General features: G+C 67.0%; 15 protein-coding genes. 1 reads left to right on the top strand and 14 read right to left on the bottom strand.

Annotated features, from left to right (window positions below):
* Positions 1-5 precede the first annotated feature (5 nt).
* Positions 6-914 (bottom strand): DMT family transporter, encoded by a 909-nt coding sequence (locus tag H6717_08750; GenBank protein ID MCB9577101.1) that lies wholly within the window; start codon positions 912-914, stop codon positions 6-8.
* A gap of 54 nt (positions 915-968) precedes the next feature.
* On the bottom strand, positions 969-1,220 hold the full coding sequence (locus H6717_08745) for a hypothetical protein (protein MCB9577100.1): 252 nt from the start codon (positions 1,218-1,220) through the stop codon (positions 969-971).
* 167 nt (positions 1,221-1,387) lie between these two features.
* On the opposite strand from H6717_08745, the gene H6717_08740 reads away from it, so the two are divergent.
* Positions 1,388-2,437, top strand: a complete 1,050-nt coding sequence (locus H6717_08740; protein MCB9577099.1) for an SMP-30/gluconolactonase/LRE family protein — start codon at positions 1,388-1,390, stop codon at positions 2,435-2,437.
* Between the two features lie 19 nt (positions 2,438-2,456).
* Here the strand turns inward: H6717_08740 and aceE are convergent, their stop codons facing one another.
* The 12 genes from aceE to H6717_08680 all read right to left on the bottom strand — a co-directional run bounded on the left by aceE (position 2,457) and on the right by H6717_08680 (position 16,559).
* Positions 2,457-5,171 carry a pyruvate dehydrogenase (acetyl-transferring), homodimeric type gene (gene aceE / locus H6717_08735; GenBank protein ID MCB9577098.1) on the bottom strand — a complete coding sequence of 905 codons (2,715 nt, stop codon included), beginning with the start codon at positions 5,169-5,171 and terminating at the stop codon, positions 2,457-2,459.
* 82 nt (positions 5,172-5,253) lie between these two features.
* On the bottom strand, positions 5,254-6,354 hold the full coding sequence (locus H6717_08730) for a hypothetical protein (protein MCB9577097.1): 1,101 nt from the start codon (positions 6,352-6,354) through the stop codon (positions 5,254-5,256).
* Between the two features lie 45 nt (positions 6,355-6,399).
* On the bottom strand, positions 6,400-7,632 hold the full coding sequence (locus tag H6717_08725; GenBank protein MCB9577096.1) for a hypothetical protein: 1,233 nt from the start codon (positions 7,630-7,632) through the stop codon (positions 6,400-6,402).
* A gap of 16 nt (positions 7,633-7,648) precedes the next feature.
* Positions 7,649-8,722 (bottom strand): c-type cytochrome, encoded by a 1,074-nt coding sequence (locus H6717_08720; protein MCB9577095.1) that lies wholly within the window; start codon positions 8,720-8,722, stop codon positions 7,649-7,651.
* Positions 8,719-10,056, bottom strand: a complete 1,338-nt coding sequence (locus H6717_08715; GenBank protein MCB9577094.1) for a right-handed parallel beta-helix repeat-containing protein — start codon at positions 10,054-10,056, stop codon at positions 8,719-8,721. Before H6717_08715 ends, H6717_08720 begins: the two co-directional genes overlap by 4 nt.
* A gap of 20 nt (positions 10,057-10,076) precedes the next feature.
* Entirely contained in the window at positions 10,077-10,646 is a 570-nt protein-coding gene (locus H6717_08710; GenBank protein MCB9577093.1) for a hypothetical protein, read from the bottom strand.
* Between the two features lie 344 nt (positions 10,647-10,990).
* Positions 10,991-12,034: a class I SAM-dependent methyltransferase gene (locus H6717_08705; protein MCB9577092.1), complete on the bottom strand. Its 1,044-nt coding sequence runs from the start codon at positions 12,032-12,034 to the stop codon at positions 10,991-10,993.
* Positions 12,019-12,825: a DUF1295 domain-containing protein gene (locus H6717_08700; protein MCB9577091.1), complete on the bottom strand. Its 807-nt coding sequence runs from the start codon at positions 12,823-12,825 to the stop codon at positions 12,019-12,021. The genes H6717_08705 and H6717_08700 overlap by 16 nt, the downstream gene beginning before the upstream one ends.
* Positions 12,822-13,328: a DUF2878 domain-containing protein gene (locus tag H6717_08695; protein ID MCB9577090.1), complete on the bottom strand. Its 507-nt coding sequence runs from the start codon at positions 13,326-13,328 to the stop codon at positions 12,822-12,824. Before H6717_08695 ends, H6717_08700 begins: the two co-directional genes overlap by 4 nt.
* Entirely contained in the window at positions 13,328-14,581 is a 1,254-nt protein-coding gene (locus tag H6717_08690) for a class I SAM-dependent methyltransferase (GenBank protein ID MCB9577089.1), read from the bottom strand. The genes H6717_08695 and H6717_08690 overlap by 1 nt, the downstream gene beginning before the upstream one ends.
* Positions 14,578-15,321 (bottom strand): DUF1365 domain-containing protein, encoded by a 744-nt coding sequence (locus H6717_08685; GenBank protein ID MCB9577088.1) that lies wholly within the window; start codon positions 15,319-15,321, stop codon positions 14,578-14,580. The genes H6717_08690 and H6717_08685 overlap by 4 nt, the downstream gene beginning before the upstream one ends.
* Complete coding sequence (locus H6717_08680) at positions 15,321-16,559, bottom strand: FAD-dependent oxidoreductase (protein MCB9577087.1); 1,239 nt, start codon at positions 16,557-16,559, stop codon at positions 15,321-15,323. The genes H6717_08685 and H6717_08680 overlap by 1 nt, the downstream gene beginning before the upstream one ends.
* Positions 16,560-16,608: the final 49 nt, after the last annotated feature.

The raw sequence follows: 16,608 nt of genomic DNA, 5'->3' as shown, positions 1-16,608 counted from the left end.
ACGCATCATCCATCTGGGGCACGGGTCCCGGCCCACCGGCGGAGCACGATCGCCGGCAGGTCCGCAGAAACCGCCACCCCTGCAATGATGACGATTGCCGCAACCAGCGCTCGCCGCGTGGGCACGATCCCGAGCAGCGCCCAGGACGCCACCGTCGCGATGACGGGCTGCAGGTAGACGTACACCGCGACCACGGAGGACTCGACCCGCCGGAGCGCGTAGGCATTGAGCAGATAGGTGCCGAGGGTGGCGCCGAACAGCACGAACACCAGGGCGCCGTAGGTAGCGGCGGGCAGCGATAGCCAGTGCACCGACAGCACGGGCTTCACCGTGAGCGGCGCGGCCTCCAGGGCACCCAGCACGAACACCCACGCCACGGTGTTGAGCGATCCGAGCCGGGCGATCACCGGCCGCGCCAGCACCAGGTACAGCGCGTACACGCTGGCATTGGTGACCAGCATCAGGTTGCCGACGAAGCGACGGTCGCCCAAATCGATGCGCTCCACGCCGAGCAGGATGGCCGCCCCCAAGAGCGCGATGGCGATGCCCGTGAGCCGAGCGCGGCTGGGCTTCTCCAGCCCCAGCACGGTGCCCACCCCCAGGCTCACCGCTGGGATCAGCAAGATGGTGATGGACGCGTTGATGGGGCCGGCGCGGTGCAGCCCCTCGGCGAAGAGCAACTGGTTCACGCTGATGCCGAGGGCAGCAAGGCCCGCGAGGGAGAGCAGATCCCTGCGGCTCGGCAGCCGCCGCCAGGGCAGCCCCGCCACCAGCACCAACAGGGGCGCGCCCAGGGCCAGGCGAAAGCCGATCAACGCCGGCGGGCTCATCTCGCGCATCACCGCCGTACCGGCGACCGGCCACAGCCCGAACAGGAGCTGGACCGAGAGCAAGGCCAGGTGGACGCGCCACATCGCGGCCGTATCTACGCCGCGCGGACGATTTCCCGAAGGCTTTTCTGAGCGCCGTCAGGCGTGAGACGGCATCTGCCGGCGCGGATGCGGCAACACGACGTCTTCCTCCCGGTGCTCGTGCTCGTGGATGTATCTGCCTCGGTATTGGCTGGCGCCGATGACCGGCAAGATCATCACAGGCCAGAACACGCCCAACACCAGGACCAGCGGAATCAACCCAATGAACACCAATGGCAAGAGCGTCGCCGCAGCGACAGTCCACACCAATGCCTCGACGACGTCGAAGCGCTTGCGCTTTTCGGCCATGTGCACCTCCCTCGTGCAGCGGGGCAGCGTGCCCCACCGCGCGCCCGGAGCCCCGCCGCCACGCTAGCGGCGAGGATGGACGCGCGACATCTCGATCTACGTGGTACCCCGGCGAGAGTTTCAGCAGGCACGTTGACGGGCCTGCGAGGCCAGGTGACCCTCACTGCATGGGGCGAAAGCTGTTCTTGGGGTCCGTGGTCCTACTGCTCGCGGCCTGCTCCGGCGGGAGCGACGACGCCACACCAGCCAGCGGCGGCAGCGCCGGCAGCTCGGGGGCAGCGGGATCGGGGGGCAGCGCGACGGGGGGCAGCGGCGGTTCGGGCGGCAGCACCGGCGGCGCGGCGGGGACGGGCGGCGCCGCGGGTGCGGATGGCGGCGTGGCCGACGCCGGCAAGGACGCGGGCTTCGTCGATCCGGTCGCCACCGCGCAGCCGACCCAGAAGGTCCAGGGCGGCTTTCAGTTCGTCGAGGGTCCGGCGTGGCACGACGGGACTCTCTACTTCAGCGACATTCCCGCCAATCGCATCTACCAGCTGACGCCGCCCGGGAGCGCCGTGAGCTACCGGGACCCGAGCGGACAGTCCAACGGCCTCGCCTTCGACGGTGCGGGCAAGCTCGTGGCCTGCGAGCACGCGGGGCGCCGCGTGAGCCGAACCCTGGTGAACCCGAACACCGAGGTGGTGGCGGACAGCTGGCAGGGCAAGAAGCTCAATTCGCCGAACGACTTGGCGATCCGCAGCGACGGAACCGTCTACTTCACGGATCCGCCCTACGGCGGGAACACCAACGAGCTCGGCTTCCAAGGTGTGTTCCGCGTCGACGCCAGCGGCACGTTGCACCTCGAGAGCCAGGACATGTTCCGCCCCAACGGCGCCGTGCTGTCACCGTCCGAGACCGTGCTCTACGTCTCGGACTCGGAGCAGCACTACGTGCGGCGCTTCGACGTGGCGACCGACGGCGCGCTGTCGAACCCGAGCAAGCTCACCGACACCTCCAACACCCCGGATGGCATGACGGTGGACGCCCAGGGAGATCTGTTCGTGGCCACCTCCGCCGGGGTGGAAGTGTATCGGCCGGACGGCACCTTGATCGGCACCCTGCCGGTGCCCGAACAGCCGTCGAACGTCACCTTCGGCGGCAGCGCGGGCACCACGCTGTACGTCACGGCACAGACGACCGTCTACAGCATCGAGCTGTCCGTGACCGGCGTGCCCTGACGGGCATCGCGCCGCACCATCAAATGCTGGCGGCGTCAGCCTTGTTCGGGTCGATGCCCAGCTCGTCGATGGCCCGAGCCACGGTCTTGGCATCGACTTGGCCTTCTTGTCGCAGGGCGTCGAGGGCAGCGACCACGATGGACTCCGCGTCCACCTCGAAGTGGCGGCGAAGTGCCTCTCGGGTGTCGCTCATGCCGAAACCGTCGGTGCCCAGGGTGACGTAGCGCCCTGGAACCCAGCGCGCGATCTGATCGCTCACCATCTTCATGTAGTCCGTGGCGGCCACGAAGGGTCCCTTGACGCCGTCGAGGGCCGTCTGCACGTGGGGCACGCGCTGCTCGTCCTCTGGGTGCAGGCGATTGTGGCGCTCCGCAGCGAGGGCGTTGCGGCGGAGCTCGTTGTAGCTGGTCACGCTCCACACGTCCGCTGCCACGTCGAAGCGATCCGCCAAGATCTCCTGCGCGCGGAGGACCTCCCGCAGGATGGATCCGCTGCCGAAGAGCTGCACCGTGCGGCTCTTCTTCTGCGGCGCCGGCGCCACGCGGTAGATGCCGCGCAAGATGCCCTCACGAACACCCTCGGGCATGGCGGGCATGGCGTAGTTCTCGTTCTGGAGCGTGATGTAATAGAAGACGTGCTCCTCTTCGCCGAACATGCGGCGGAGGCCGTCTTCGATGATCACGGCAAGCTCGTAGGCGTAGGCCACGTCGTAGGCCACGATGCTGGGCACCGTGCTGGCCAGCAGGTGACTGTGGCCGTCCTCGTGCTGCAGGCCCTCGCCGTTCAAGGTGGTGCGGCCGGCGGTGGCGCCCAACATGAAGCCGCGCGCCATGGCGTCTCCCGCGGCCCAGGCAAGGTCCCCGGTGCGCTGGAAGCCGAACATGGAATAGAAGATGTAGAACGGGATCATCGGCTGGCCCTGAGTGGCGTAGGCCGTGCCCGCAGCGACGAAGCTCGCCATGCTGCCGGCTTCGGTGATGCCCTCTTCCAGCACCTGCCCGTCCTTGCTCTCGCGGTAATAAAGGAGCTTGCCCTTGTCCACGGGCTCGTACAGCTGCCCCTTGGACGAGTAGATGCCCACCTGGGAGAAGAGGGCGTCCATGCCGAAGGTGCGCGCTTCGTCGGGAATGATGGGAACGATGCGCCGGCCGATCTTCTTGTCGCGCAAGAGCTTGGAGAGCATGCGGGCGAAGGCCATGGTGGTGGAGGCTTCGCCCTTGCCGGTGCCCTCGAGGAACTCCGAGAACACCTCGGAGCGCGGCAGCTCGATCTTGACCGGTGCGTGATCTCGGCGCTTGGGCACCACGCCCCCGAGGGCGTGGCGACGCTCGAGCACGTACTCCACCTCTGGGCTGTTCATGCCCGGGTGGTAGAAGGGCGCTTCGTGCAGTTTGTCGTCCGGGACCGGTAGATGCAGAACGTCCCGGAACGCCTTGAGCTCGGCGTCCTCCAGCTTCTTCTTCTGGTGGGTGACGTTGGAGCCCTCGAAGGCCTCGCCCAAGGTCCACCCTTTCACCGTGTGCGCGAGCACGACCGTCGGGCGGCCATTGTGCTCGGTAGCCGCTTTCAGCGCGGAGTACACCTTGCGGTAGCTGTGACCGCCACGGCGGAGCTTTCGGATCTGGTCGTCCGTCAAGTGCTCCACCATGGCCAAGAGCCGGGGATCCACGCCGAAGAAGTCCTTGCGTGTGTATTCGCCGGTGGCCGTCGTGTACTTCTGCCACTGCCCGTCCACGACCTCGTTCATGCGACGGCGGAGCACGCCCTCTCGATCGTTGGCGAGCAGCTCGTCCCACTCCGGACCCCAGATCACCTTGATCACGTTCCAGCCGGCGCCGCGGAACACGGCCTCGAGCTCCTGGATGATCTTGCCGTTGCCGCGCACCGGGCCGTCCAGCCGCTGTAGGTTGCAGTTGATGACGAAGGTGAGGTTGTCGAGCCCTTCCCGCGCCGCGATCGACAAACTGCCCAGGGCTTCGGGCTCGTCGGTCTCGCCATCCCCCAAGAAGGCCCACACCCGGGACGCCGACGTGTCACAGATGCCCCGGGAGTGCAGGTAGCGATTGAAACGGGCGTGGTAGATGGCGTTGATGGGACCGAGGCCCATGCTCACCGTGGGGAACTCCCAGAAGTTCGGCATCAGCCGCGGGTGCGGGTAGCTCGACAGCCCGCGCCCGAGCTCGGCTTCGCGCCGGAAACGCTCCATCGCCTCGATGGAAAGGCGGCCTTCCAAGAACGCCCGGGAGTAGATGCCGGGTGCCGCGTGGCCCTGGAAGTAGATGTGGTCGCCGGAGGTTCCGTCGCGGTCCTTTCCGCGGAAGAAGTGGTTGAAACCGACCTCGTACAGGCTGGCGCTCGATGCGTACGTGGAGAGATGGCCGCCGATGCCGGGAAACATCACGTTGGCCCGGTGCACCATGGCCACGGCGTTCCAACGGATGATGCGGCGGATCCGCTTCTCCATCCATTCGTCGCCCGGGAACGTCGCCTCCTGCTCCGCGGGAATGGTGTTGATGTAGTCCGTGGTCAGCGGGCCACAGGGCGCAACGCCGTAGCGCTGCGCCGTATCGAGCACGCGCGACAGCAGGTAGCGGGCGCGATCCGTTCCCGAGCGATCAATCACTGCATCGACCGACTCGATCCACTCTCGCGTCTCGAGGGGATCGGAATCGGCGGGCGCTGCCTTCACACCAGCAGAGGAGAGCGGGGCTTTCACGTCGTGAGAGAGGGTCATGGCTTCCTTTTCGAGAAGCGCTGACGCTACCACAGCGCTCCCTCTGGGAAGCTCAACGCGTCGCGGCAATCCGGCGAGCCGGTCAGGGGCAGGCCGGCTCGTTCAGCTGAGCGATCCATTCGCTGAGCAACGCGACGCCGTTCTTGTCTTCTTGCAGCGTGGCGAGCGGCGGCATCTGGACCTTGGGCTCGCGCGACTTCACGCGGCAGAGCAGGACGCTGTCTTCCGGCTTGCCCGGCACGATGTCGTGCACGAGGCCGCAATTGGCACCGCCCGCGGAGGTGGGCACCTTGCACACGCCCCAGGTGGCCGCATCGGTTCCTGGCGCCGTCTCGAACCAGGTGAGCTGAAGGCCGCTTTGTGACGCGCTACCGCCGGTTTCGTGACAGTGGCTGCAGTTTGCATCCAGGTACGAGCGGGCCCGCTCCGCAACCGGAGCATCTCCCATGGGGTCGGTGAGATGGACCCGCTCTGCCGCAGGCGGGGGCGCGGCGTCGAGGAAGCCGAGGTCGTACAGGTGGTCGATCTGATTCTCTGGCCCCTTGCCGTAGTCGTGATCGCGATCCAGCTGCCGGGTCTTGCCACCCAAGGTGTCCGGCGCGTCCTTGCCGTGGCATTCAGAGCACTTGGTCGAGTTGGGCACGCCGTAGTCGAAGGTCACGCTGGCGCCGGCCGAGTCGATGGTGCTCACGCTGAGCGTGGTCCCTGCCGACTTGCGCACGGCGTCCGTTTGCTCGTCGTTCCACACGTAGGTGTGGGCCTTCCAACCGTCGCTCTCGTGCACCAAGAGGCGCGTCTCGAGCAAGCGCTCCCCCGCGGAAGCGTCCCGCTGATCGTGGAGGTAACCGAAGGTCTTCACCAGGATGGAGCCTACCGGGAACTTCCAGCGGTCCTCCGCGCTGTAGCCGATCGTCTTGCCCTCCGGCAGGTGGATGAAGCGATGCTTGCTCGCGCCGTCGGACCACAGAGGGCTGATGACCTCGTAGGGCACCACCCGCTCTGCGGGTTTCTGGCTCGGACCGTTCTCGAACAGGTGCCAGTCCGAGAGCTGGTCGTACGGCTCGCCCTCGGGTGCGGGGGTCACGAACACTTTGGGCGCCTTGGCGGGCGGGTCTTCGCTACCTCCGCAGCCGGATGCGGCAAGGCCCAAGCACAGGCCGATGGCCAGAGCTCCACGCTTCATCGTCCTTGGATCTACCGCGGATCGGCGGACGCGCCCGTGAAAATGTCAGCGGCAGCCCTGTACCCGAGGCTCGGTGGTCTCGGCCGTGGAGCAACTGTCGGCGGCGCACTGGTACAGAGTACCGGTCTTGCCGCAATCCACGGCGGCCTTGAAGGCTTCTTTGGTGGCGACGCCGCTGCAACCCGGGGTGCCGGTGCAGGAGTAGCCCATGTTGTACAAGGCGACGCCGAAGAACGACGGACACGCGTCACACACGGCGGAGATGGGGTTTTTGAAGCCGCAGTCGATGCACTGCATGCTGGGCAGCACCGTGGCGTATTGCTTCGCCTCCTGGCCGTCGCAGTCGTAATCGAAGCTCTGATCCCCGCGTTGAGCGTAGAAGTACTGGGTCTGCCCCGGGAACACGTAGACGTTGTCGTCGTAGCAGTCCGTAGCGTCGAGCACGTAGGCCGCGCCCGGCGGTGAGTCCGAGCAGCCAATCTGGTCCGTAGCGGCGTCCGCCGCACCGAACGTGTCGCCGTCCTTGTCCAGGTGCCACACGACGCAGCTGGCGCCGGAAGCGCAGGTCTTCCCTCCGCAGCTACAGCTCCCCGTCTCGCAGGTGGCGGGCGCCGCGCACGCAGTGCCGCAGCAGTGGCCACCTTCGCAGAAGCCGCCCTCGCACTCGAGCACGGAGCCGCACGCCGCGCCATTGGCGAGCTTCTTCTCGCAGTTGCCACTGGCGCAGTACGCCTGATTGCTGCAGTCCGTGGGTCCAGAGCAGCTGACGTTGCAGGTGTTGGGGTTGCAGGCGTAGAGCCCGCAGTCCATGGTCTCCGCGCCGCAGGTGCCCGCGCCGTCGCACACCATGCTGGTCTGGGTGCCCGCCGTGCAGCTGCTGGTGCCGCAGGTGGTCTGAGCGTCTGGGAACAAGCAACTTCCGGCGCCATCGCAGCTGCCGGTGCACAGGCTCTCCGTACCGCTCGTGCCCGCACAGTCGGCCTCTGGATCCGTACCGACCGCGAACGGCGTGCAGCTGCCCTCGTGCCCCGCGATGGCGCAGCTCTGACACGCGCCGTTGCACGCCGCGTCGCAACACACGCCGTCCACACAATGGCCACTGCCGCAGGGCGCGTCCTCCAGACAAGCTGCGCCGTTGGGCGCTCCCGGCGCCGAGTCCGCGCTGCCGGCGTCCGTCCCGGCGCTGCCGCCGCTGCCGGGCGGCGACGTGGCCGAATCTCCGGACCCACCACAGCCGACCACCAAGAGCGTGAAGAACGCGGCCGCGAAGCGCCTCATTCTTCGAGTATACCGCTCAGCGCGGTATGCGAAAGCCGTCGACGGGGATGTCGAGACCGCTCGGAACCTTCTTGGGACGATGCGGTCCGTCGCTCAAATCCGTGAGGGCCTTGTCGATGAACGTGGTGATGGCGTCGATCTCGTCGGGAGCGAGGGGGCGCGAGTCCCCGGTGTCTACCGAGCGGGCGACTTCGCGAGCCACGGCGTCCCGCAGGTCCTGCACCGAGCCGTCGTGGAAGTAAGGCTCGCTGTCACGCGCGTTGCGCAGCGTGGGCACCCGGAACGCGTAGCGGTCCGCTTCCTTGCCGGTGACCTCGAAGCGACCGAGGTCAGCACCCTGCGCCAAGCCGCGGTCCACCCACTTTTCGCTGTCGAACAGCGGCGCCACGTGACAGCTGGCGCAGCCGGCCTCGCCGAACAGGTTCATGCCGCGAACGGTTTCCTCGTTCAGGGCGCCGACGTCTCCCGAGACGTAGCGATCATATGGGGCGCGATCGCTCACGAACGTGCGCTCCAGGGCCGCGATGGCGCGAGCGAGATTGTCCGGGGTGACGCCCTGACCGGGAAACGCCGCCTCGAACAAGGCAGCGTACTCGTCGATGGCGGCGAGATCCGCCACGACGGCGTCGGGATCTCGATTCAGCTCCTTGGGCTCCTCCAGGGGATGCAACACCTGCTCCTCCAGACTCTTCACCCGGCCATCCCAGAACAGGTTCTTCCGGAACCCCGCGTTCCACAGCGTTTGGGCGTTGCGGCGCGTCTTGTTGGGGCCGGTGCGCCCCGGTCCCGTCGGCCCCTCGCCATCGATGCCAATCGAAACCGGCAGGCCGTCCGACATGCCCCACACCTCGCTGTGACAGGTGGCGCAGGCGACCTTGCGGTCGGACGACAGAATGGGGTCGTAGAAGAGCAACTGCCCGAGGGCGACCTTTTCGTCCGTGGTGGGATTGCTCTTGGGGACCGCCTGTTTGGGGAACGGCTTGTAGGCCCAGGGAATGGGCGGGCCATCGTACGGTGGCGGGCTTTCGACCTCTGGATCTCCAGAGCAGCCCGCCACCAACGCGAGACCGACGATGAGCGAACCCTTCACCACGATACGGGCGACAGCTCCGGGAACTTGCACTCGTGGGGCGAGGCGTCCGTACTGTGCTTGGCGTTGTCCGCCAGGCCTCCGCCCGCGGCGTTGAAGTTACGGAAGCTCGGCAGTGGGGGATCCCCGAGGCAGAGCACGTCCCCGGTCACGGTGCCATTGACCTGACCGTCCCAGATCACGTTCTCGAGGGGCGCCAGCTTGAACAGATCCAGGATGCCCTGGGGCGACTGGGCGTTGTTGGTGAAGGTGTTGTCGTGGATGTAGGTCTGCTCGGGATACGGATCCGTCGCGGGATCCGGCGTGGTGGCCAGCACCAGATCCAGGGTCTTCATGCTCACCACGAGCACGCCCACGCTCTGGTTGTTCTCGATCGTGTTGTTCTTGATCTCGGTCTGATCCGCCGCGAGCACCAGCATGCCGGTGCCCGGCGGCACGTTGGAGACGATGCTCCCCTTCTCTGCGAAGTTCTCGTGGTTGTTGTCGTGCACGTTGTTGTCGTGCACCAGGGCACGCATGCCGTCTTTCTTCTCCAGGTTGGGCAGCACGAACACCAGGATGCCCGCGGAGTTGTCGTAGGCTTCGTTGCCGTAGACTTCCGCGTCGGTGGTGTTCTCGATCTCGATGCCCGCCACGCTGCCGTGCACCTTGCTGTTGCGCACGATGGCCTTGTCGCATTGACCGACGTAGATGCCGGCGTCCGCCGCGCCGATGACCTCGGTGTCTTCCACGATCACGTTCTTGCTCTTGACCGGGTACACCGCGTAGGCGCCGTTCGCCGTCACGCTGCCCGCGTCCCAGCTCACCTTCAGCTTGCGAAAGGTGACATCCGAAGCTCCAGTAACCACGATGCCGTTGCCGGGCGTGTTCTTGAGCCAGATGTTCTCGATGGTGAAGCCATCACTGGTCACGCTGAAGCCGTCGTCGTCGACGGTTTGCTCCGCGTAATCCATGACCGTGTCTTCAATCGACGCGCCCAGGCCCTTCACCGTGACGTTGGGGACGTTCAGGTCCAGCTCCTTGGTGAAGGAGTAGGTCCCTGGACACAGGCAAATCGTGCTCCCGCTCTTGGCGTCGGAGAACGCCGTCTGAACGCTCTCGTCGTCGTTGGCGCCTGGCTCCAAGGACACGTCGCAACCCGTAGTATCGACGTTGGCGCAACCCGACGTCGCGCCCGCGCTGCCCCCCGTGCCGCCGCCGCTGCCTCCGCTACCGGAGCTCCCGCCGCTGCCGCCGCCACCCCCCTTGTCGTCAGCAACGCAGCCGGCCAGCGGCAGCGCCGAAGCCAGCGCACACACGGTAAGGAGGCGGAAGAATGGTTGGTATCGTTTCATGACTCGGGCTTCTCCTCGTGTCACCGCGGGGGCGGCGGCAGATCTGGAACGCACTCGATGGACACCGACGTCGATGACGGCGCCCAGGCGAGATTGAGCGGCTCGAACACGATCCCGGCCTGGCCGGTGATCTTGCTCATGTTGGTGAAGTCGGCGCCTTGGACGACGCCCTCGTAATCCATCACGGCAAGGAAGCCCTTGCCTTGGGTTTGCACGTAGTCGGAGATCTCCGCGCTCCAGTCCGTGGGCCAGTTGTTGCGGAAGCCACAGAAGACGACGACGTCGAAGTCCTGCGCCAACGCGGCGGCGTTCCCCTTGTACTTCGCCGGCAGGTCGAACCCCTGGTACTGCACCCAGCTCTGCAGCGGGTGCCCTGGGATCTTGCCCGGCTGGCACAGGTACTCGTCGCCAAAGGAGGCGACCTTGGGATCCTTCACCTGGCCCAGGTAGCCCTTGACGTCGAAGGCATCGAGGAGCTCCGGCAGGGTGGTCGCATCACACCACGCGATGACGTGACCCTTGCCCCAGCGATCCATCGCGAACACGCGGTGGCTCTGTCCGCCGAGTTGGATGAAGCCTTCGCCGTCCACGGTGGTGTTGAGGCTGATCGCGCAGGACTGCTTGGTGTCGATGGCGAACTCGAGCTTGCCGCAATCGCACCCGGGCTCTCCCGGAATGCCGCCATCTGGACAGCTTCCGCCTTCCGGCCCGGCGTCGGTGCTGCCCGCGTCGATGAAGCTGCCCCCGCTCCCGCCGCTGGGCTGCCCCCGAGGCCGCTGCCCGCGCTGCCGCCGCTTAACGGCCGAGCCAGGCGCTGCCGCCGGCGCCCGCCACGTCGTTGCTGGTGCCGCCGCACGCCACGCACGTGCCCAGCACCAGGACCGCCGCCGGCCTGATCATCCACGCTGTCACGCCGCGAAGCGTAGCACGCGCCTCAACGGCGAACGAAGCGGTAGTGGCAGACCCCCCACTCTTGACCCTCGCGGTATCCCCACAGTTCCTCACACGCCATGAAGAAGACCCGCCAGCGTTGGATCCAGCGCTCGGCTTCGCCCGGGCCGTAGCACGCCTCGAACACCCGGCGCACTGCGTCGCGCCGGGCGTCCAAGCGTTCGAGCCACGCCCGGGCGGTGCGTGCATAGTGCACACCACCGATCAGCCACTGGTCCTCCAGCACCACGTGCGTCTGGAAGTGGAGGAACAGATCCGCCGACGGCATCAGCCCTCCGGAGAAGAAGTGTCGTCCCATCCAGTTGTCCGCCCCGTCCGCCTCGAAGGGATAGGCGAGCTGTCGATGGCAGAACACGTGCGCGAAGAGCTTGCCGCCCGGCACGAGAGCGCCGGCAATCCGAGCGAAGAGCTGGTCGTAGTTGCGCACGTGCTCCAACATCTCGACGCTGACGACGCGATCGAACGAGCGGTCCAGCGCGAGTTGGTTCACGTCTTGGGTCTCCACCTCCAGATTGGTGAGGCCCCGCGTCGTGGCCGTCTCCAGGATGAAGCGCCGCTGGGAGGACGAGTTCGAGATGCCGACGATCCGCGCGTTCGGGAAGCGCTCCGCCAGCCACAGGGAGAGTGAGCCCCAGCCGCAGCCGAGATCCAACACCTGCATGCCGTCGGCGATCTCCGCACGCTCCGCCGTGATGCGCAGCATGGCGGCCTCGGCGCCCGCCAAGTCCCGCTGGTCCGGTCCCCACCACGCGGAGCTGTACTTCAGGTGCGGCCCGAGCACCTCGCGAAAGAAGGCCGCGGGGACCTCGTAGTGCTGCTGATTGGCGCGCTCCGTCTCGAGCGCGACGGGGCTCTCGCGGAGCTCTGCAATCAGAGCACGCAGCCGCTCGTGCTGCGCCTCCACGCCGCCTCGGCGCTCGCTGGCCAGCCGCTGGGCCAGCAGCCTGCGAATGCCCACGCGAATCACGACGTCCGGCGCCAGGCCGCGTTCCGTCAGCTCGATGGCGCTGGTCAGCGCGAGCTCCATGCGGTGTCTCCCTTCTTTGGAAACCACGGCACGAACATGCTCGTGGTGCGTTGATAGCGCCGGTAGTCGTCCCCGCGGCTGCGGAGGGCTTGCTCTTCCGTTGCCGGGATGCCGGTGATCTTGAACAGGAACACGAGCATGAAGAGCGGGCCGGAAAGGCTCAGCAAGAACAGCGGGCTGCCCACGGCGGCCAGCACCCACGCCCACCAGCCGAGCCACTCGAAGAAGTAGTTCGGGTGACGCGAGTAGCGCCACAGGCCTTCACGACAGGTCTTGCCGCGCGATTCGCGGCGCGCGCGGAAGCGCGCCAGCTGGCGATCGGCGATGCTCTCCCCCACCACGGAGAGCAGTGTGACCGAGAGCGCCAGCCACTCCCAGACGCGGGGCGCGGGCGCAGGGCTGTCGATGGCGACCGCGATGGGCAGCGAGAAGCCGACGCTCAAGAGCGCCTGCACCTGGAACACGAAGAAGAAGCCCAATCCCGCGCGCTCGCCCCACTTCCTTCGAAGCGCTCGGTAGCGACCATCCTCGGGTCTTCCCAGCACTCGATCGAAGAGCAAGTGTCCCGCGAGGCGAAGCGACCAGACGAGGGCCATGGCGGAGAGCAGCACCCGGCGCTCCAGCGCGGCGCCGCTGGTGACGCCGTAGAACACCGCCAGCGCGCCGATGCCGGCCGCCCACGCGACGTCCACGTGGCTCGCATCGCGACGGACGCGCTCCACGACGAGCAGGATCAGCATCACCAGGCTCATGGCGGCCGCGCCGATTCCGAGGTGCAGCGACAAACTCATGCGGCTTCCGAAGAACGTAGAGCGACGCGGGCGAGCAGGGGCGTGGCGAGAGCCCAGGCGCCGCTCAGCACCCAAAGCGTGGACGCATTCAGAGAAAGCGCACCCAGGCGCTCACCGGACCAAAACGCCACGGGTCCGCCCACGGCACCAAGCAGCACGGACGCGAGGGGGCGGCGGGTGAGCCATGACAGGGAGCCCGCGAAGGTGAGCGCGAACGCGACCCACAAGCCGAGGATCCACGGCGGCGCCAGCCAGGTCGGCCCAGGAGCGGCCGCGTAGTGGACCCACCCGGCGGAGCGCAACGCCCCGTCCACGCCGAAGCCGAGGAGCGCACCGCTTCCGCCCAGAACGAGCACGCGGCGGGCGGGAGTCTTGCTGGCGAGGCGCAGGGCGACGTAGCCGATCGCCGCCAAGGGTCCTGCGAAGGCAGCGCCGCGGGCGGCACCCAGCACGGCCGCGAACCACACGCCTTGGAACAGGACGAAGTCGAGCCACGCCGGCATCAAGCACCGAGACCGAAGCCGGGCTTCGCGAACACGAGCTGAACGTCGCCGATGTAGCGCTCGCGAAATCCTGCTTCGCAGTATGCCAGATAGAACTCCCACAGGCGCCGGAACGAGCGGTCATAGCCCAGGCGTTCGACCTCGCCGGCGTTGGCGACAAAGCGCTCCCGCCAGTGCCGCAGGGTCAGCGCGTAGTGCGGGGTGATGTCTTCCAGGTGCGTGAGAGTGAGATCGCTCGCGCGCGTCGCGGCGCCGAGCAAGGCCGTAATGCTCGGGATGCAGCTGCCGGGGAAGATGTACCGCTTGATGAAGTCGACGGCATTCTTGCTCGCATCGAACTGTTGATCCCGAATGGTGATGGACTGCAACACGGCGACGCCGTCCGGCTGAAGCAGCGCCCCCAGCTTCTCGAAGAAGACCGGGAGATATTCGTGGCCGACCGCCTCGATCATCTCGATGCTGACGATCTTGTCGAAGCGGCCCTGAACGCTGCGATAGTCCCGAAGCTCCACGGACACGCGGGACGACAGCCCCTGGTCTGCGATCTTCTTCTCCACGAAGGCGCGCTGCTCTTGGCTCAGGGTTACGGTGGTGACCCGGCAGCCGTAGCGGCTCGCCATGTGCAAGGCGAGGCCGCCCCAGCCGCTGCCGATCTCGAGCACGTGATCGCTCGGCCCGAGCCCGAGCTTGTCGCACACGCGCTCGTTCTTCGCGCGGCTGGCATCGAAAAGCGAGCTCTCCGGCGTCTCGAAAATGCCCGCCGAATAACTCATCGTCTCATCCAAGAACGTCGCGTAGAGCGCGTTGCCGAGGTCGTAGTGCGCGGCGATGTTTTCCCGCGCCCCGCCCGGCGTGTTCCGGCGCAACTTGTGGAAGGCGCGATGCAGCGGCTGCGTCAGCTGCGAGAGCGGTCCATCCAGGCGCTGCATGGCGGCGCGATTGCGCACCAGGATACGAACCAGGCCAACCAGATCGCCGGTGTCGTACAGCTCTTCGACCCAGGCCTCCCCCGCCCCGATGGACCCGGACAGCGCCAACACGGACCAGAGCCGGAGATCGTGCACGGTGACGTTCACCGACAGCGGCAGCTCCTCCGTTTCGCGCCCGAACTCCACGGTACCGAGAGGATCGCGAACCACGATACGGCCGTGGCGGATGTGCGCGCCGAGACGCAGCACGAACTGGCGAGCCAGACGATGCCCGAGGTCGGCGGAAGGTCCGAGCGCGGGTTCGATCGCGATCGAATCTCTCATGACACGCTCCTCTTCGGGTGCTCGAAGAACGGCACCCGCTTGTGCCAAAGTCGAAACGCGTTCCCGTAGATGGCCAGCAGGATCTTGGCGGTCATCGGTGGGTGGCCGAAGAGCGCCCGGCTCATGCTGGCGCGCGTGAGGGGCTCGCGGCGCAGCGAGAGCGTGGCGTCGAACATCTCGCGACCACCTTGCAAGTTCCGCATGTGCACCACGAGCCCGGAGCCCGGCCGTGTGAAGGCCCAGTCGTAGGTCTGATCCATGGGCATGAAGGGCGAGACATGAAACGCCTTGGGAAACCGCTCGCGGATCTTGGCGCCGCTGCCGCCGACCACGTACAGGTGCCGCTCGCCCCAGGGCGTATTGCTCACCTCCGCCACCACCGCGCGCAGCTCCTGCCCTGCTTCGTCGAAGCAGTAGAAGAAGCTCACCGGGTTGAACACCAGACCGAAGTAACGCAGATGGGTCAGAAGGCGGATGGGCCCGGAGAGCGAAACGCCGGTCCGCTCCGCCACCAGCGCGCGAACCGAGTGGGACAGCGTCTGGCGAGGGTCACCGAAGTGATCCGCGCGCCTGAACCACGCCAGCGCCGGCCGCGTGCTCGACCAGGCGGGGTGCTGGGCCAGCACCGCCGGCAGCTCGTCGAGATCCAGGTACACCATGTGGATCTGGTAGGAGAGCGCGTGGCCCACGGGTTCTTTGCGGCGGTGCCGCACGGTTCCTCGGTAGAGCGCGCTATGCATCACGAAAGCCACCTTCCGAAGCGCCGCGCCACACGCAGCGCGCTCCGGACCCCATCTTCGTGAAAGCCGTTGTACCAGTAGGCGCCGGCAAAGTGGGTGCGCCGTACGCCGCTGATGCGTTCGAACTGCTTCTGCGCTGCGACGGCCTGTCGGGTGAACACGGGATGGTGGTAACGGATACGACGAATCACCCGCGCCGGATCGATGGGGCGATTGGGATTCAGCGTCACGCAGTAGGTCTCGGGCTCGCTGAGGCCCTGAAGCAGGTTCATGTTGTAAGTCACCGCAACGGGCCCGCCTTCGCGCCCCGTGAGGTGGTAGTTCCAGGCGGCCCAGGCCTGCTTTCGCCTCGGCAAGACGCTCACGTCGGTGTGCAGCACGGTGTCGTTCTGCTGGTAGCGAATGGCACCCAACACCTCGCGCTCGGCATCCGTGGCATCCGCGAGCAAGGCCAGAGCCTGGTCGCTGTGGCAGGCGAGGATCACCTCGTCGAAGCGCTCCCGCCCCCCGCCTCGGAGCGTGAGCTCCACTCCCTGATCTTGTCGCCGCGCCGCGGTAACGGGTGTCCCGACCCGAATGCGATCGCGGAATGGCGCCGTCAGCGGCCCGAGGTAGCTGGCAGAGCCACCGCACACGACACGCCACGTCGGCTGGTGCACCAAGTTCAGCATGCCGTGGTTCACGAAGAACCGGACGAAGAAGCGGGCCGGACCAGCGAGCACCTCGCGACGATCCGCCGACCAGATCGCAGCGCTCATCGGGATCACGAAGTGCTCGACGAGCTCCTTGCCGAAGCCTTCCCGTTCCAGAAACTCCCCGAGCGAAAGGTCGTCACCGTCATCGTGCAGCACCTGCGGTGCGCGGCGCGAGAAGCGGAAGAGATCGAGCAGCATGCGGTAGTGCTGGGGTCGCACCCAGTTCCGCCGCGTCGCGAACAGCGCGCTCAAGCTGGTGGCGGAGTACTCGAGATCCCGCGCTTCGTCCCGCACACCGAAGCTCATGTTCGACGGCTGGGACGCCACGCCCAGCCGCTCGAGCAGTCGCACGAAGCTCGGGTAGGTCCACTCGTTGAAGACGATGAACCCGGTGTCCACCCGCGCGCCACCGGGGACGGTCACGGTGTGGGTGTGCCCTCCTATGGTGTCCGCCTGCTCGAACACCACGACGTCGTGGTCGGCCGCGAGCAAGTGCGCGGAAACCAAACCGGAAATGCCGGTACCCACCACGGCCAGACGCATGTCCTGTTCATAGTATGTCTAGGACAAAACGGAAGCCCTTGCCGGCTCG

The organism is Polyangiaceae bacterium (genome assembly GCA_020633235.1).
Taxonomy (GTDB): Bacteria; Myxococcota_A; Polyangia; order Polyangiales; family Polyangiaceae; genus JACKEA01.
This window is presented reverse-complemented; position numbering and strand designations above follow the sequence as displayed.

Bases quoted from the DNA above. Each gene is read 5' to 3' on its own strand.
- H6717_08750 (MCB9577101.1), bottom strand. From the start codon at position 914: ATGTGGCGCGTCCACCTGGCCTTGCTCTCGGTCCAGCTCCTGTTCGGG.
- H6717_08745 (MCB9577100.1), bottom strand. From the start codon at position 1,220: ATGGCCGAAAAGCGCAAGCGCTTCGACGTCGTCGAGGCATTGGTGTGG.
- H6717_08740 (MCB9577099.1), top strand. From the start codon at position 1,388: ATGGGGCGAAAGCTGTTCTTGGGGTCCGTGGTCCTACTGCTCGCGGCC.
- aceE (MCB9577098.1), bottom strand. From the start codon at position 5,171: ATGACCCTCTCTCACGACGTGAAAGCCCCGCTCTCCTCTGCTGGTGTG.
- H6717_08730 (MCB9577097.1), bottom strand. From the start codon at position 6,354: ATGAAGCGTGGAGCTCTGGCCATCGGCCTGTGCTTGGGCCTTGCCGCA.
- H6717_08725 (MCB9577096.1), bottom strand. From the start codon at position 7,632: ATGAGGCGCTTCGCGGCCGCGTTCTTCACGCTCTTGGTGGTCGGCTGT.
- H6717_08715 (MCB9577094.1), bottom strand. From the start codon at position 10,056: ATGAAACGATACCAACCATTCTTCCGCCTCCTTACCGTGTGTGCGCTG.
- H6717_08705 (MCB9577092.1), bottom strand. From the start codon at position 12,034: ATGGAGCTCGCGCTGACCAGCGCCATCGAGCTGACGGAACGCGGCCTG.
- H6717_08700 (MCB9577091.1), bottom strand. From the start codon at position 12,825: ATGAGTTTGTCGCTGCACCTCGGAATCGGCGCGGCCGCCATGAGCCTG.
- H6717_08695 (MCB9577090.1), bottom strand. From the start codon at position 13,328: ATGCCGGCGTGGCTCGACTTCGTCCTGTTCCAAGGCGTGTGGTTCGCG.
- H6717_08690 (MCB9577089.1), bottom strand. From the start codon at position 14,581: ATGAGAGATTCGATCGCGATCGAACCCGCGCTCGGACCTTCCGCCGAC.
- H6717_08685 (MCB9577088.1), bottom strand. From the start codon at position 15,321: ATGCATAGCGCGCTCTACCGAGGAACCGTGCGGCACCGCCGCAAAGAA.
- H6717_08680 (MCB9577087.1), bottom strand. From the start codon at position 16,559: ATGCGTCTGGCCGTGGTGGGTACCGGCATTTCCGGTTTGGTTTCCGCG.